15 protein-coding genes and 1 pseudogene are annotated in these 14,213 nt (G+C 74.2%); 9 read left to right on the forward strand and 7 right to left on the reverse strand.

The annotated features are described in order from the left end of the window. Positions 1 to 84: 84 nt before the first annotated feature. The 4 genes from ACRAKH_RS25105 to ACRAKH_RS25120 all read left to right on the forward strand — a co-directional run bounded on the left by ACRAKH_RS25105 (position 85) and on the right by ACRAKH_RS25120 (position 2,809). On the forward strand, positions 85 to 462 hold the full coding sequence (locus ACRAKH_RS25105) for an ATP-binding protein (protein WP_380725846.1): 378 nt from the start codon (positions 85 to 87) through the stop codon (positions 460 to 462). Then, entirely contained in the window at positions 459 to 1,205 is a 747-nt protein-coding gene (locus ACRAKH_RS25110) for a SigB/SigF/SigG family RNA polymerase sigma factor (protein ID WP_380725844.1), read from the forward strand. Before ACRAKH_RS25105 ends, ACRAKH_RS25110 begins: the two co-directional genes overlap by 4 nt. Before the next feature lie 62 nt (positions 1,206 to 1,267). Next, complete coding sequence (locus ACRAKH_RS25115) at positions 1,268 to 1,630, forward strand: hypothetical protein (protein WP_380725842.1); 363 nt, start codon at positions 1,268 to 1,270, stop codon at positions 1,628 to 1,630. A gap of 255 nt (positions 1,631 to 1,885) precedes the next feature. Beyond that, positions 1,886 to 2,809, forward strand: a complete 924-nt coding sequence (locus ACRAKH_RS25120; protein ID WP_447009335.1) for a baeRF2 domain-containing protein — start codon at positions 1,886 to 1,888, stop codon at positions 2,807 to 2,809. A gap of 117 nt (positions 2,810 to 2,926) precedes the next feature. Here ACRAKH_RS25120 and ACRAKH_RS25125 read toward each other — a convergent pair whose 3' ends face one another. Beyond that, the gene (locus tag ACRAKH_RS25125; RefSeq protein ID WP_380725838.1) at positions 2,927 to 3,892 is read right to left on the reverse strand and encodes a DNA topoisomerase IB; all 966 of its coding nucleotides are present in this window, start codon (positions 3,890 to 3,892) and stop codon (positions 2,927 to 2,929) included. Positions 3,893 to 4,237: 345 nt separating this feature from the next. On the opposite strand from ACRAKH_RS25125, the gene ACRAKH_RS25130 reads away from it, so the two are divergent. After that, a complete protein-coding gene (locus tag ACRAKH_RS25130) occupies positions 4,238 to 4,597 on the forward strand; it encodes an STAS domain-containing protein (RefSeq protein WP_380730540.1) in 360 nt (119 codons plus the stop codon). A 30-nt stretch (positions 4,598 to 4,627) separates the two neighbouring features. Here ACRAKH_RS25130 and ACRAKH_RS25135 read toward each other — a convergent pair whose 3' ends face one another. From ACRAKH_RS25135 to ACRAKH_RS25150, 4 genes and pseudogenes are all read right to left on the reverse strand, one after another. Next, complete coding sequence (locus ACRAKH_RS25135) at positions 4,628 to 4,978, reverse strand: hypothetical protein (RefSeq protein WP_380730537.1); 351 nt, start codon at positions 4,976 to 4,978, stop codon at positions 4,628 to 4,630. 122 nt (positions 4,979 to 5,100) lie between these two features. Then, the gene (locus ACRAKH_RS25140; RefSeq protein WP_380730534.1) at positions 5,101 to 5,541 is read right to left on the reverse strand and encodes a nucleoside deaminase; all 441 of its coding nucleotides are present in this window, start codon (positions 5,539 to 5,541) and stop codon (positions 5,101 to 5,103) included. 175 nt (positions 5,542 to 5,716) lie between these two features. Further along, positions 5,717 to 5,899 (reverse strand): annotated as a pseudogene (locus tag ACRAKH_RS25145) (TfoX/Sxy family protein); the annotation flags it as partial. 26 nt (positions 5,900 to 5,925) lie between these two features. After that, on the reverse strand, positions 5,926 to 8,541 hold the full coding sequence (locus ACRAKH_RS25150; RefSeq protein ID WP_447009336.1) for a CHAT domain-containing protein: 2,616 nt from the start codon (positions 8,539 to 8,541) through the stop codon (positions 5,926 to 5,928). Between the two features lie 75 nt (positions 8,542 to 8,616). Here ACRAKH_RS25150 and ACRAKH_RS25155 point away from each other — a divergent pair, with 75 nt between their 5' ends. The 4 genes from ACRAKH_RS25155 (at position 8,617) to ACRAKH_RS25170 (ending at position 12,838) form a co-directional block, all read left to right on the forward strand. Continuing rightward, positions 8,617 to 9,819 carry a S8 family peptidase gene (locus ACRAKH_RS25155; RefSeq protein ID WP_380729285.1) on the forward strand — a complete coding sequence of 401 codons (1,203 nt, stop codon included), beginning with the start codon at positions 8,617 to 8,619 and terminating at the stop codon, positions 9,817 to 9,819. A gap of 132 nt (positions 9,820 to 9,951) precedes the next feature. After that, complete coding sequence (locus ACRAKH_RS25160; RefSeq protein ID WP_380729287.1) at positions 9,952 to 10,584, forward strand: RNA polymerase sigma factor; 633 nt, start codon at positions 9,952 to 9,954, stop codon at positions 10,582 to 10,584. Beyond that, the gene (locus ACRAKH_RS25165) at positions 10,550 to 11,014 is read left to right on the forward strand and encodes a hypothetical protein (protein ID WP_447009337.1); all 465 of its coding nucleotides are present in this window, start codon (positions 10,550 to 10,552) and stop codon (positions 11,012 to 11,014) included. Before ACRAKH_RS25160 ends, ACRAKH_RS25165 begins: the two co-directional genes overlap by 35 nt. A 225-nt stretch (positions 11,015 to 11,239) precedes the next feature. Further along, on the forward strand, positions 11,240 to 12,838 hold the full coding sequence (locus tag ACRAKH_RS25170) for a diguanylate cyclase domain-containing protein (RefSeq protein WP_380729291.1): 1,599 nt from the start codon (positions 11,240 to 11,242) through the stop codon (positions 12,836 to 12,838). On the opposite strand, the gene ACRAKH_RS25175 is transcribed toward ACRAKH_RS25170, so the two are convergent. Together ACRAKH_RS25175 and ACRAKH_RS25180 are read right to left on the reverse strand one after the other, a co-directional pair. Beyond that, on the reverse strand, positions 12,789 to 13,541 hold the full coding sequence (locus ACRAKH_RS25175; protein WP_380729293.1) for a class I SAM-dependent methyltransferase: 753 nt from the start codon (positions 13,539 to 13,541) through the stop codon (positions 12,789 to 12,791). The genes ACRAKH_RS25170 and ACRAKH_RS25175 overlap by 50 nt on opposite strands. A 72-nt stretch (positions 13,542 to 13,613) precedes the next feature. Beyond that, positions 13,614 to 14,210: a GTP-binding protein gene (locus ACRAKH_RS25180; RefSeq protein WP_158852979.1), complete on the reverse strand. Its 597-nt coding sequence runs from the start codon at positions 14,208 to 14,210 to the stop codon at positions 13,614 to 13,616. Positions 14,211 to 14,213: the final 3 nt, after the last annotated feature.

Here is a 14,213-nt window from a genome sequence, read left to right on the forward strand (position 1 = left end):
CCTGTGTGGACTGGTGTAGCGGGAACAGCTCGGGGGTATGCCCCCGGCTACAGCGGACGAGGGCGTGAGGAGCATTCGCCACAGATGGAAGGCCCTGAGGTGGAGCGCTCGGAGGTGGAGCTCAGGGTGGCGGCGAGGCCGGCCCACCTCTCGACGGTCCGCGCGGTGGCCGGAGCCATCGCCCGTTCCACCCCCGAGCTGGCGATAGACCTGGTCATCGCGGTCGACGAGGCGTGCACGGCGCTCATCGCGCGCTCCCGCGAGCCGGACGCGCAAATGCTGTGCCGGTTCACCCGGGAAGGTGATTCCGTGCGCTTCCGGGCGGAGGTTCGGTCTACCGCCGTCACCGTCCCCGATCATGACTCGTTGTACTGGCGGGTTGTCAGTTCCGTAACCGACGCGGTGGCCACCTGGGTCGACGGGGAGGGCCGGTTGCGGGTCGAGCTGAGGTGTCGGGCATGAGCGCCGTCGACTACCAGCCGCTGTTCCACCAGCTGGCGGAGGCCGAGCGGGACGGCGAGCGGTACCACCGGCTGCGTGACCGCCTCGTCACCGAGCACCTGCCCCTGGCGCGGCACATCGCCGACCGGTTCGCCGAGCGCGGCGAGTCCGTCGAGGACCTGCGGCAGGTCGCGGCGCTGGGCCTGATCAACGCGGTGGACCGGTTCGACGTGTCCCGCGGCATCGACTTCCTCGCGTTCGCCGTGCCGACGATCACCGGCGAGGTCCGGCGGTACCTGCGCGACCAGGGGTGGGCGGTGCGCGTGCCGCGCCGGTTGAAGGAGCTGTGCGTCGCCATCGACACGGCGCGGGTCGAGCTGTCCCGGACCACCGGCCGGACGCCGACGCCGAGCGAGGTCGCGCGGCACCTCGGCATCCCGCTGAACGACGTGTACGAGGGCCTGCACGCCACGTCGGCGTACCACCTGCTGTCGCTGGACGAGGAGGTCATCACCGGCGAGCTGGACCACGCCGACTGGCTGAGCTGCGACGACCCGGCGCTGGAGGTCGTCGAGTTGCACCACGCGCTGGACCCGATGCTGCGCGGCCTGCCCAAGCGGGAGCGCCGGATCGTGGTGCTGCGGTTCTTCCGGAACATGACCCAGAGCCAGATCGCCGACAAGGTGGGCGTGTCCCAGATGCACGTCTCACGGCTCCTCAGCCGATCGCTGGCCCGGTTGCGGTCCCTCCTCGATGATGAGTAGCACTCGGTGACGCGCGGCGCTCGGCGACCGCCGGTCCTCCGGCGGGTGAAAGGGGTGGTCCCGTGGTGACGAACCTGACGAGCCTGGCGTGGCCGCAGCGGACCGCCCTCGGGCTGGGCGCGCTGCTCGTGGTGTGGGGCGTGGTCGACTTCGTCCGCGGCGACGCGCCGCTGGGCACGCTGCACGTGGTGACGGGGCTGGTGACCGCGCTGGCCGCGGTGCGCACCCGAGTGGCCCGGTTGGTCGGCACGCTGATGGGCGTGGTGTACCTGGTCGTGTTCGCGTTCGGGGTGAGCCGGTCGGGCGGCGCGATGGACGCCGGTCTGGTGGGCAACGTGGCCCACCTGTTGGTCGGCTTCGCGTCCGTGGCGGTGGCCGAGGGCTGCGCGTGGTGCGAGCAACGCGCCGACCGCACGGCCCGCTGACGGTGTCGCATTGAGGGCGGACTGACGGCGGCGGACTGACGGCGTGACCCTGGCGGTCTCGGCTGAGGGCGCCACCCTGACGGCGTTGCGATTCCGCGCCGTCGACCCCGGTTCCCCTTTCACGATTCCCGCTCACGTTTCCCCGTCGCGTTCCGTTCCCGGTCCCGCCGACGATTCCCCGTTCGCAGCAACGCCGCCGTGGTTGCACCGACCCCCTTTCGGGTATCTCCGAATTGACCCGAACGGGGAGGACCGATGCACACGGCGAGTCTGCACAACCTGGTCGACGTCGAGGGGCCGTTCGTCTCCGTGTTCCTCGACGTGGGGGACCACGTCGACCTGCGGTGGCGCGCGATGCGCGACCAGCTCCAGGCCCAGAACGCCGACGCCTACCTGATGGCGTTGGCGCACAAGGCGATCGCGTCCGGCGTGACGCCGCGCGGCTTCGCCGGGCGTGCGCTCATCGTCGGCGACGGGCGGGTGCTGGTGGACCAGTACGTGCCCGTGCCGCCCTCCGGCTACACCGCCCGCTTCGGCCGGCTGCCCTACCTGCTGCCCCTGGTCGACCTCTCCGAACCCCTGCTGCCGCACGTCGTGGTGCAGGTCGCGGAGCACGGCGCGGACCTGCGCGGCGTCGACCCGAGCGGACGGCCGGTGGCCGTGGCGTCGGTGGGCGCGCGCCGGCCGGGACGGCGGCTCGACGCGGCCGAACTGGCCGACGTCGCCGAGGAGGCGACCACCCTCGTGGACCGGCTGGGCGCGTCGCTGCTCGTGCTGGCCGGGCCGGTGGCCGGGCGGCGGTCGCTGCGCGTGGCGCTGCCGAACAAGTACCACCACCTGGTGGTCGAGGTGGAGGGCCCGGCGGACCGGGCCGTGCTGCACCTGGCCGGCCGGGCGAACCAGGACGCGCGGCGGGTCGTGGTGGACCGGTTCCGCGACGAGTCGAGCAGGTTGACCGGGCGCGCGGTGCACGGGCTGGACCCCGTGGTGCGGGCGCTGGAGGCGGGCGACGTCGAGACCCTGCTCGTCACGGACACGCTCGTCGGCTCGCGCGAGGTCGACGGCGGCCGGGCGGACGAGGTGCTGCCGCTGCGCGCGGTGGCGGCGGGCGCGGAGATCGTGCTCGTGGGCGGCGCGGTGCGGCTGCACCAGGACGTCGGCGCGCTCCTGCGGAGCTGAGGTGCGGGCGGACGCTCCGGGACGGGCGGCGGATGGTGATCATCGGGCGGTGGGACTGAGGCGGTGCGGTTGAGGCGGTGCGACTGAGGCGGTGATCCCCTCGGGAGCACCGCCCCGTCACTTCCGGAGCAGCCTGATCACGGCGCGCTCCACCGCCTCCCGCTCCCACGACCTCGGCTTGATCACCGTGCCCTCGTGGAACTTGCGCACCACCCTCGGGTCGACGTACGACTTGCGCGCCACCGCGGGCGTGTTGCCCAGCTCCTCGGACACCTCGCGCATCACCGCCGCCTCCACCCGCTTGCGCCCGCGCTGCGACTCCGGCCTGCCCTCGCGGGCGAACGCCACCGCCGCCGACACCGTCGCGTGCCACGTCCGCAGGTCCTTCACCGAGAACTCGGACCCGACGAGGTCCTTGAACCGCTCGTTCACGTCGTCGGACCCGATCACGTACCCCCCGGCGTCGGTCAGCAGCCGCTCGTCGGTGCCCGCCCGTCCGCGCAGCAGGGTCCGCACCGCCCGCGCCAGCCGCTCGCCCTCCACCGACGTGGTGAACTCCAGTCCGCCCTTCGCCGGGTAGCGGAAGTCCACGGCGGTCCCGCGCACGGTGACGTGCGAGCAGAGCAACGTGGCCACGCCGTGCGTGCCGTTGTCCGCCGCGTACGACTCGCCGCCCACCCGGAACATGCCCCGGTCGAGCACGGTCAACGCCACCGCGAGCACCCGCTGCCGGGACCGCCCCCGCCCGTCCAGCTCCCGGGCCACCTCCTCGCGGAACGCGGGCAGCACGGGCGCCAGCGTCAGCACGCGATCGTGCTTCTCCTCGTCCCGGTCCTGCCGCCACCGCTCGTGGTAGAGGTACTGGCGCCGCCCGGCCGCGTCGGTGCCCACCGCCTGGATGTGGCCGTTCGGGTGCGGGCACACCCAGACGTCGCGCCACGCGGGCGGGATGACGAGCGCCTTGATCCGCGCCACGGACTCGGGGTCGAGCGGCTCGCCGTCGGCGTCGGTGTAGGTGAACCCCCGGCCGCGCGCGCGGCGGCGCCAGCCGGGTCCGGACGGGTCGCTGCGGCGCAGTCTCACAGCGGGCAGGTTCCCGGACGGGTCGCGCCGAAACCCCCGTCGGGGGGAATCCCGCGGAAGTCGACGGTTGAAATGCCGACCGAGTGGGTATGGGTCCGGCATGACGCGACCGCGGACCGCGGGCGGCGGGCCGGACGTCCCGACCACCGCCCCGACCTGCGCGAACCCGTGCCGTCGGCCGGGTGCGCACGGCGGTGCCCGGACGCGCCCGGCGCCGCCGCTCGCCCCGTCCAGCGCGACGGGGCGAGCGGTCCGGCGCGACACGCACGGCACCGCCGCCGAGCGCCGTCGAGGACTACCGTGACATCGACGCCACCGGCGTCGCAGAGTGAGAGGAGAACCGGCGTGCCAGAACCCGCGGCGACGCTCGCTTCCGTTCGGGTCGAGAGACCTTCGGACGGCGTGGTGGTGCTGCACGTGTCGGGCGAGCTGGACACGAGCAGCGCGGACGAGCTGACCAGGCCGCTCACCGAGCACCTGGTGGAGGACGTGCGAGCCGTGGTGGTGGACCTCGGCGGGGTGCGCTTCCTCGGGTCTGCCGGGTTGGAGTCGCTGGTCGTCGGCAGTCAGCGGGCGAGCGCCCTGGGCGTCACGCTGGTGCTCGTCGCGACGAGCCGGGCGACCAAGCGACCGATCGAGGCCACCGGCCTGAACTCCGTGTTCACCGTCGTCGGTTCCGTCGACGAGGCCCTGAGCAGGGTGTGACCCGGTCCGACCACGAACCGGGCTCCCGCGCTAGCGGAGCCGGCGGACCGTCCTGATGGCGCAGCGCACCGCCCCCACCGGGGGCAGTGCGCCCGCCGGGGGCACCACCCAGCGCGACCGGGCGGCCGGGATGTGGCGCGGGCCCCGCCAGTAGCGGACGTCCGGCGGCGGCACGTGCCGCGGCTCGGGTTCCGGGTCTGGTCTGGCGAGGAACAGCCACCGCAACCGGGGTCCGGGGATCGCGAGGATGGGGCCGAGCGGGCCCGCCGAGCGCAGCTGGTGGCTGACCTCGGCGCCCCAGCTGGCGGGCACCTCCACCGCGATCGCGCCCTCGTCCAGCACCAGGGTGTCCACGGGATCTTCGACGTGCCAGTGATTCATGCCCGCTGATCTTGGCGACGGCCCGTGTCGGGATTGTGTCCGCGCGCGTCGTGCCGCGTTAACCCTCGCCCGCGTTGATGACGGCCGGCGTCGGCCTGAGCCCGCGACGGCCCGAGCCCCCGTCAGCGCCCGGGGTGGTCCTCGCCGATGTCCTCGAACCACAGCTCCGGCTTGGCGGCGATGAAGTCGGTCATCATCCGAACGCACTCCGGATCATCCAGCAGGGTGATCTCGACGCCGTGCTCGGCGAGCCAGTCGTGGCCGCCGTGGAACGTCCGCGCCTCGCCGATCACCACCTTGGGTATCCCGAACTGGCGAACGAGTCCGCTGCAGTACCAGCAGGGCGACAACGTGGTGACCATGACCGTGTCCCGGTAGCCCGGCCGCCGCCCGGCGTCGCGGAACGCGGCGGTCTCGGCGTGGGTGGACGCGTCACCGTCCTGCACCCGCCGGTTGTGCCCCCGCCCGAGCAGCGTGCCGTCGGCGGCGAACAGCGCCGCGCCGATCGGGATGCCGCCCTCGGCGAGGCCCGCGCGGGCCTCGGCCACCGCCACGGCCAGCATGTCGCGTGCGTCCACCCGCCCAACCTACTTCGGCGGCAGCCCTTCCACGAACTCCCGCGCCCGGCCGATCCAGTCGGTCAGGCCGGAGTCCTCGTCCAGCACCGCGCCGTCGACCACGACCCAGCCGCGCATCACCCGACCGGTGAGGTCGGTCGAACACCCGCGTGCCGGGCAGGGCGAGGCACGCGGGCGCGGCGTCCGGGCCGACGCGGGCGATCATGTCGTCGCCGTGCACGCCGACCAGGAGGTTGCCGTGCAGCAGGAACGCGAGCCCGCCGAACATCCGCTTCGCGCTCACGCCGGGCAGGTCGCCGATCTCGTCGCGGACGCGCTCGGCCAGGTGCTCGTCGAAGGCCATCGGTCTTCTCCTCGGGTCGGGTGGCGCTACGCGCCGAAGCAGAGGAAACCCGCGCTCGCGGCGAACGCGGCGTCGCCGTCCTCCCGGTGCGCCTCCTGAGCGCCCGCCAGCGCCACCGCGGGCGGCTCGCCCGCGTCGAGCCGGCGGTGCAGGTCGACCATCAGCGGCGTGGTCACGTCGGCCGGCACCGGGATGACCGGCGCGACCAGCGTCCGGGTGCCCAGCCCCAGCAACGCGGCCGTGAAGCCCATCAGCTCGTCACCGGGCCGCACCGCCGACAGGCCCGAGTCGCACGCCGACAGCACCACCCGCGCGGGTGGGGTGCGCAGCCGTTCCAGGTCGTACACCGTCAACGGGCCGTCGGCCAGCTCCAACGCCGAGAACAGCGGGTTGTCCGCGCGGAACGAGCCGTGCGCGGCCACGTGGGCCAGCGGCGCGCCGTCCATCGCGGACGCCACCGCGTCCACCGTCGCCGCCGCGCCCACGAGCACCGACGCCGACCCGGCCAGCCGCGCGACGGCCTCGATCTCGGTCGGCGCGGCGGGCAGCCGCGGTCCCGCCGCCAGCACCGCCCGGTCAGAGTGCGACGCGAGGTCGGACGTCGCGGCGCGCAGCCACACCGTCGCCGACGGCACGACGGTCACCGACCGGCCGCGGCACGCCGGCAGCGCCGCCCACGGCAACCCGCCCAGCCCGCCGGTCGGCGCGAGCACCAGCGGCCGGTCGCCGAGCCTGCGGTGCAGCGGCCCGAGCAGCCGGGCCTGCAACAGCCCGGCCGCGTGCGCGGCGCCCGCGCGCACCGCCGTCCGGTCCACCCGCTCCGGCAGCGTCACCAGGCGGTGCAGCGCGAACCGCAGCAGCCGCAGTTCGCGCAGCGCGCCGTCCAGCGGGCCGAGGCGGTGCAGCGACGCCCGACCGCCCGCCACCACCACGGCCAGCAACGCGCCGTCGTGGTCGATGTACTCGACGAGGGCCGCCGACCCGAGCGCCCGCGCCAGGTCGTCCACGGCGGGCGGCTTGAACACCGCTCCCCCGCCGCTCGCCTGCCGGGTCAGGTCGCGCACCCGCTGCTCGCCGCGCACCTGCCGCTGCCGCAACGCCGCCGTGGGCCGGCCCGCCGTCGACGCCCCCTCCAGGTCCGCCGTCACGGCGCGCAGCTCGGCCAGCGCGTCGGCCAGCCCGGAGTCCTCCGGCGGCCGGGCGGGCGTCATCCGCAGCGCGCCGGCCCGCCACGCCTCCGCCCAGCTCAGCACCCGGGCCGCCTGCCCGCCCTCGACCGCCGTGCGCAGTCCCTCGCGCGCCAGCGCCTTGCCCTGCGCGCCGCTCAGCGCCCGCAGCTCCGGCGCGCCCAGCGACACCCGGTACTCGTCCAGCAGCTCCAGCCCGCGCCGCAACGCGCTCTGCGCACCCCGCGCGTTGCCCAGCAGGTCGCGCCGCAACGCCTCGGCGTACCAGCCCTGCACGCGGTGCGCCGCCGGGCCGCCGCGCCGGGCCGCGCCCGCCGTCGCCAGCTCCGCCACCGCCCGCGCGCGGTCGCCGAGGTCGCGGGCGACCAGCGCCGCGTCGACCCGCGCCTCCAGCGCCGCCATCCGCCAGCCCAGCGCGTGCAACCGGGACGCCACCTTCGTCAACGCCGTCACCAGCGCTCGCGTCCGCTGCCCGCTCAGGTACGCGGCCCGCAGCTCGACGTGCCGCGCGCCCGCCTCCCACACCTCGCGCCGCTCCCGGCGGAACCCCTTGCGCGCCGCCACGGCCAGCTCGACGGCCCGGTCGAGGTCGCCCTCCAGCAACGCGATCCGGGCCCGGTGGAACAACGCCTCCGAGCGCGCCAGCACCAGGTCGCCGCCCAGTTCCTCCAGCGCCCGGTCGGCCGCCGCCCGCGCCTCCTCCAGCAGCGGCACGGACACCAGCAGCTCCAGCCGGTTGATCAGCAGCGCGGGCCGCGGCACGGCCAGCCGCCGGTACTCGCGCTCGGCCTCGGCGAACATCGTCAACGCCCGCGGCACGTCGCCCGCCCGTGACGCGGAGATCCCCGCGTTCCACCGCACGTCGGCGACCGCGAGCCCCTGGTCCAGCTCCCGGTACAGGGCGGCCGCGCGGTCGAAGTCCTCGTCCGCCGCGCGCAGGCCGCCCGTGTAGGCGCGCAGGAGCCCCCGGTTGTTGCGGGCGCGCGCCTCGCCGAGCTTGTCGTCGGTGCGGCGGGCCGCGTCGATCGCCCAGTTGTACTCGCGCTGCGCTTCCTCGTAGCGGCACAGGTAGTGCAGGACGAGCCCGCGCTGCATGCGCGCGATGTCCGCGTCGCCGCCGCGCAGCTCGGGCAGCGCCGTGTTGATGGCCCGCAACGCCTGCGTGTGCCGGCCGGTGTTCGACAGCACGAACGCGAGGCTCACCCGGGCGAGCGCCGCGAGCCGCCGGGAACCCGCGCGCTCGGCGACGCGGATGGACCGGCGCAGGTGCCGCAGCGCGCCGTCGAAGTCGTGCAGCTCGCGCAGCGACAGGCCGATCGCGCGCTCGGCGATCGACGCCTCCTCGGCGTCACCCGCCGCGCGGGCCGCCTTCAGCGCCGAACGGCCCATCTCTGCTGCCGCCCGCGGGTCCCGTTGCCGGGCTTCCAGTGCCGCGGTGGCGGAAACCCCGGCCACGAAACCATCTTATGGTCAAGTCACCGTGGTAGCTTGCTCTGGCTCAGCACCCGTCGACGCTGCTGTGAGGCCTCGGTGTCCGAACCCTCGAATCGCTCCGAGCTGTACGGGAGAGCCTTCCACCGGGCGATCCTCGAGCACAAGAACTTCCGGATCCACACCGAGCGCGGGCGCGAGTTCCTCTTCGTCGCCGGTGAGCTGCTGACCATCACCGAGGACGTCGAGCGGGTCCGCCGCAAGCTCGCGCAGAACAACATCCCCACCGACCGCGGCCGTGACTTCGCGGGCCTGGCCCGGTTGGTGCTGCCGCGCAACCCCGACGACATCCCGGACGTCGTCCGCCTGCTGCGCGACCCGGCGCAGTGGCCCGGCGAGCGCACGCCGTTCGTGCAGCCGCACCACGTGCTCGTCGGCCACGGCGGCAACATGCACGGCCACCCCGGCCACCCGCCGCACGTGGCCGACCCGCTGCCGGACCCCGACGACGGCTCCGCCGGGCACGGCAAGGGCGTCGTCGTGGGCGTCGTCGACACGGGCATCTCGAACTCCGCCGGGAACGACCACCCGCTGTGGCTGGGCGGCGCGTTCCTCCCCAAGCCCGAAGAGGTCGACCCGGCCTACGCGCACGACGACGTGTTCGCGGTCGAGGGCGGCCACGGCACGTTCGTCGCGGGCGTGGTCCGGCAGGCCGCGCCGGGTGTCCGGCTGGACCCGGAGAAGGCGCTCGACCAGACCGGCCTCGGCACCGAGGAGGACTTCGTCCTCGCGCTGTCGTCGTTCGACGAGAAGGTCCACGTCGTCACCATCTCGCTGGGCTGCTTCACCCAGGACGACGTGGCGTCCGAGCCGGTCCGCCGGGCGGTCGCCGACCTGCCCGCCGGGGTCGTGGTCGTCGCCTCCGCGGGCAACCAGGGCACCAACCGGCCGTGCTGGCCCGCCGCGCTGCCCGGCGTGGTCGCGGTGGCGGCCGTCGCCGAGGAGCTGGACCAGAAGCTGTCCCCCGCGTGCTACTCGAACCACGGGCACTGGGTGGACGCGTGCGCGGTCGGCAACCGGACCAGCACGTACCTCAAGGGCCAGTGGGTGCTGGAAGGCGAGCCGATCGGCGTCTTCGACCGGTTCGCGTACTGGCTGGGCACGTCGTTCGCCGCGCCGCACGTGGCCGGCCGGATCGCCGAGACCATGACCACGCACGGCCTGTCCGCCACCGCCGCGCGGGACCACCTGCTCGTCGGGAAGCCCGAGTACTTCCCCGGATACGGGGTTTTCGTCCAATAGAGGTATCTGGCGCCGAGGTCCCCCCTCCGTAGTCTGTGGCAGCAACGAATCCGAAGTCCGTGACCCCGCTGGGGTCCGCGCCGGCGCCGACCGGGGCGGAGGCGCAGCATCCCCTGGACAAGAGGAGGGGACGTGACCCCTGCATCCCCGATCGCCGCGCTGGTCGGCGCGGCGGCGGAGGGCGACCGGTGTGCCTGGAACGAGATCGTCGACCGCTACACGCCGCTGGTGCTCGCGGTGATCCACCGGCACCGGCTGCGCCCCGCGGACGCCGCCGACGTCAACCAGACGGTGTGGCTGCGCCTGGTGGAGCAGATCGGCAGGCTGCGGGACGCCGAGGCGCTGCCCGGCTGGATCGCCACGACCACGCGCAACGAGTGCCTGCGGATGCTGCGGATCCAGCAGCGCACCCTGCCGTACGACCCGCAGTCCGAGGACGAGCCGGCGAGCCCGGACGACGCGATCGCGGACCTGGACGAGGAGATGGAGGCCGCCGAGCGGCGGCAGGCGCTCCGCGAGGGCTTCCGGTCGCTGTCCGAGCAGTGCCGCGTGCTCCTGGCCAGGCTCATGGCCGACCCGCCGCCCAGCTACGCGGCGGTCAGCGAGCAGCTGGCGATCCCGGTGGGCAGCATCGGGCCCACGCGGATCAGGTGCCTGGAGAAGTTGCGGAAGACCCCCGCGGTGCTGCGGCTCGCCGGCCCGCGACCGGTTGGCGGAGGAGGTGTGCTCGGTGTTGACGGACGATCCGGGGTGGGACAGCGATGACGTGCTGCTGCGGGAGCTGCGCGGAGCTCTCGCGGAGGAGCGCGACGTGCCCGGGCACATGCGCGAAGCGGCGCGCGCCGCGTACACGTGGCGCACGGTGGACGCCGAGCTGATGGCGTTGACCAGTTACGACTCCGTGCTGGACGCCGACCTGGCGGTGCGGGCGCGGGCGGCGCAGACGGCGCGGCAGCTCGTGTTCGACGCCGAGGGCTTCTCGGTGCAGGTCGAGGTGACCGAGGCCGGTGTCGCGGGCCAGGTCCTGCCCGCCCGGCCGGGCCGGGTGCAGCTGCTCACGGCCGCCGGTCCGCTGGAGGAGGCGGAGCTGGACGAGGTCGGCATGTTCCTGCTCGGCCCGCCACCGCCCGGTCCGGTGCGGTTCCGCTGCGAGGTCGGCGGCACGACCGTCGTCACGGACTGGGTCTGCGTGTAGCCCCGTCACGGCACCAGGGTGCTCGTGGCGGGGCCTTCGCGTGCCCGGCGACCCGACGGTGGACAGGGCGGGCTCGCGGCGGCCCTTGACGCCGATGGCCACCGGTCCGAAGATTCAAGGTGCTGATCTTCGTCTGCCCGAAGTCCCGCCAACGCAGTCCCCTTCAACGCAGTCCCCGCCGACGAAGCCCGCCGCCGAAGTCCCCCGCCGCCGCACGAAAGCCCGATGACCGAAGCCGCCAGACCCGCAGCCGCCGCGGCGCACCTCCCCGTGGCGGCGGTCGACGCGCGCGCCGAACGACCGGTGGCCCTGACCGGCCCGTCGACGCCCGACGAGCGCGAAGCCCTGTTCCGGCGCGTGTTCCAGGGTTCCACGGCCGGGATCGCGATCTTCGACGCGGACGGCGCGCTGGTGGAGGCCAACCCGGCGCTGAAGGCGATGCTGGCCCCGGCCGCGCTGGACCCGGCCGCCCTCCTCACGCCCGACGACTTCGCCGACGACGGGGACGTCACCCGGTTCCGCCGCGAGTTCGCCGACGAGGCCGGCGATCCACTGTGGACGGACGTGGCGCTGTCCGCGGTGCGCGACGACCAGGGGCGCCCGCGGTGGCACGTCGCCGTCGTCGAGAACACCACCGAGCAGCACGTGCTGCGGGACTACCTGCGCCACCAGGCGTTGCACGACGTGCTGACCGGCCTGCCGAACCGGCAGAGCTTCCTGTCGAAGCTGGAGCAGGTGCTGGGCCGGCCCGGTTCGCTCACGTTGATCTACCTCGACGTGGACAGCGTGGCGATCGTCAACGACGGCCTCGGCTACGAGTCCGGCGACGAGCTGCTGAAGGTGGTGGCGCGTCGGCTGGCCGACGTCGTGGCGGACGAGGACGCCACCGTGGCCCGGCTCGGCGGCGACGAGTTCGCCGTCCTGATCGAGGACTCCCCCACCACGCCGGGGATCTCCGCGCTGGCCGAGGCGATCGAGGAGGCGCTGACCGAGCCCGTGCCGCTGGCCGGTCACGGCGTGGGCGTGTCGGCGGGCATGGGTTTCGTCCGCACGTCGGCGCGCGGCTCGGACGCGTTGGCGTTGCTGCGCCAGGCGCACAGCACCCTGCGGCGCGCGCAGAGCGGCGGCAAGGGCCAGTGGGGCGTCTACGACGCCGGCGAGGACGCCCTCGACCGGACGCGGCTGTCGCTGATCGCGACCATGCCGGGCGCGTTGCAGAACGGCGAGATCGCGCTGCACTACCTCCCCGTGGAGCGGGACGGCGAACGGGTCGCGGTGGCGGCGCGGCTGCGCTGGCACGAGGCCGAGTACGGTCCCGTGTCGCACGACGACTGCCTGCGGTTCGCCGACGAGCTGGGCCTCAGCGGCCACCTGGCCGAGTGGCTGCTGGAGGAGGCGTGCGACTTCGCCGCCACCGAGGACCTGCCGGTGGTGGTCCGCCTGTCACCGGACCAGTCGCGCGGCCCCGACCTGACCGCGCAGGTCGCGGAGGCGCTGCGCACGTCGAGCCTGCCGCCGCGACGGCTGTGGCTCAGCCTGTCCGCGCGCAGCCTGCCCGAGGACCCGGACGCGGTGGAGGACAACCTGACCGCGTTGGCGGACATGGGCGTCCGCCGCCTGCTGCACGGCGTCACGTTCGCCCTGCCGGAACTGTCCATTGTGGAACGTCACCGGCTGCACGGCGTGGAGCCGGCCGCGCCGCCGTGCGAACCGCTGGCGCGCGACGCGCTGGCCGCCGTCCTGCCGCTGGTGCGGGCGGCCGGCGCGCTCGTCGTCAGCGAGCACGACCTGCCGGAGGTCGACCTGGTCGTGCGATCGAGATGATCTCGCGACTGGTGTCGGTGAACGGAGCGCGGTCCCAGGAGCCGTAGCGCTCGGCGACCTCGAACCCGCAGTCCCGCAGGAGCGCGTCGACCTCGGCCGCGGTGGCGAACCGCAGCGTGGCCCACTCCACGACGGGTTCCGGCCAGTCGGCGCCGCGGTGGGTCTCGCTGAACCGCACCAAACCGTTCTCCACGCTCGCCACGTGGTGCTCGACGCGCACCCGTTCACCGCGCTCGCCGACGATGTCGACGCCGTGCTCCGGCGACCACCGCTCCCACGCCCGTGCGCCCGGGTTGCGGGTCTCGAACGCGAACCGCCCGCCCGGCTTGAGCGCCTTGCGGACGGCGGTGAACTGCGCGCGCACGTCCTCGTCGGTGAGGAACACCTGGAACACGTGCCCGGTCATGAGGACCAGGTCGAACTCGGCGTCGAACGACGCCGTGCCCAGATGGCCCTCGACCCAGTCGATGTCAGGCCGCCGGCAGGCCACGGCGAGCATCGACGGGTCGGGGTCGAGCCCGACGAGCCGGCCGAGGTGTCCGGTCGTCCGCGCCACGTGGAGCAGCAGGCCGGTGCCGCAGCCCACGTCCAGCACGGAGTCCGCCGACATCGCCAGGCCGAGGTAGAAGTCGTCGCTCGGGCCCCACTCGTTGAGCAGGTCGTAGTGGGCGGCCACGTCCCGGTTCACGGGCTGTTCGCTCATTCGCCCGAGTCTGGCGCGGACGACGGCGGGCCGCGACCGGGTTTCCCCCGTCGCGGCCCGCCGCGGGACCGATCAGGCGAACGTCGGCTGCATCATCGCGTGCTGGACCAGCGTGATGAGCGTCTGCTTGGTGGACTGCCGGTTCCGCGCGTCGCAGGGCACGATCGGCACCGACTGGTCGATCGTCAGCGCCTCCCGGATGTCCTCGATGCGGTGGTGCAGCAGCCCGTCGAAGCAGTTCACGCCGACCACGTAGGGCAGCTCGCGGTCCTCGAAGAAGTCGATCGACGCGAACGCGTCGGACAGCCGCCGCGTGTCGACCAGCACGACCGCGCCGATCGCGCCGCGCACCAGGTCGTCCCACATGAACCAGAACCGGTGCTGGCCGGGGGTGCCGAACAGGTACAGGATGAGGTCGCTGTCCAGCGACACGCGGCCGAAGTCCATGGCCACCGTGGTGGTCATCTTGTTCGGCGTGGCCGACAGGTCGTCCACGCCGACGCTCGCCTCGGTCATCACCGCCTCGGTGGTCAGCGGCACGATCTCGGACACCGACCCGACGAAGGTCGTCTTGCCGACACCGAACCCGCCCGCCACCACGATCTTGGTCGACGTGACGGACAGGCTCGCCGCGGATGACCCCGGCCGTCCGGGAGCGCCACCGCTCATGTT

The sequence above is a fragment of the Saccharothrix hoggarensis genome (genome assembly GCF_052936025.1).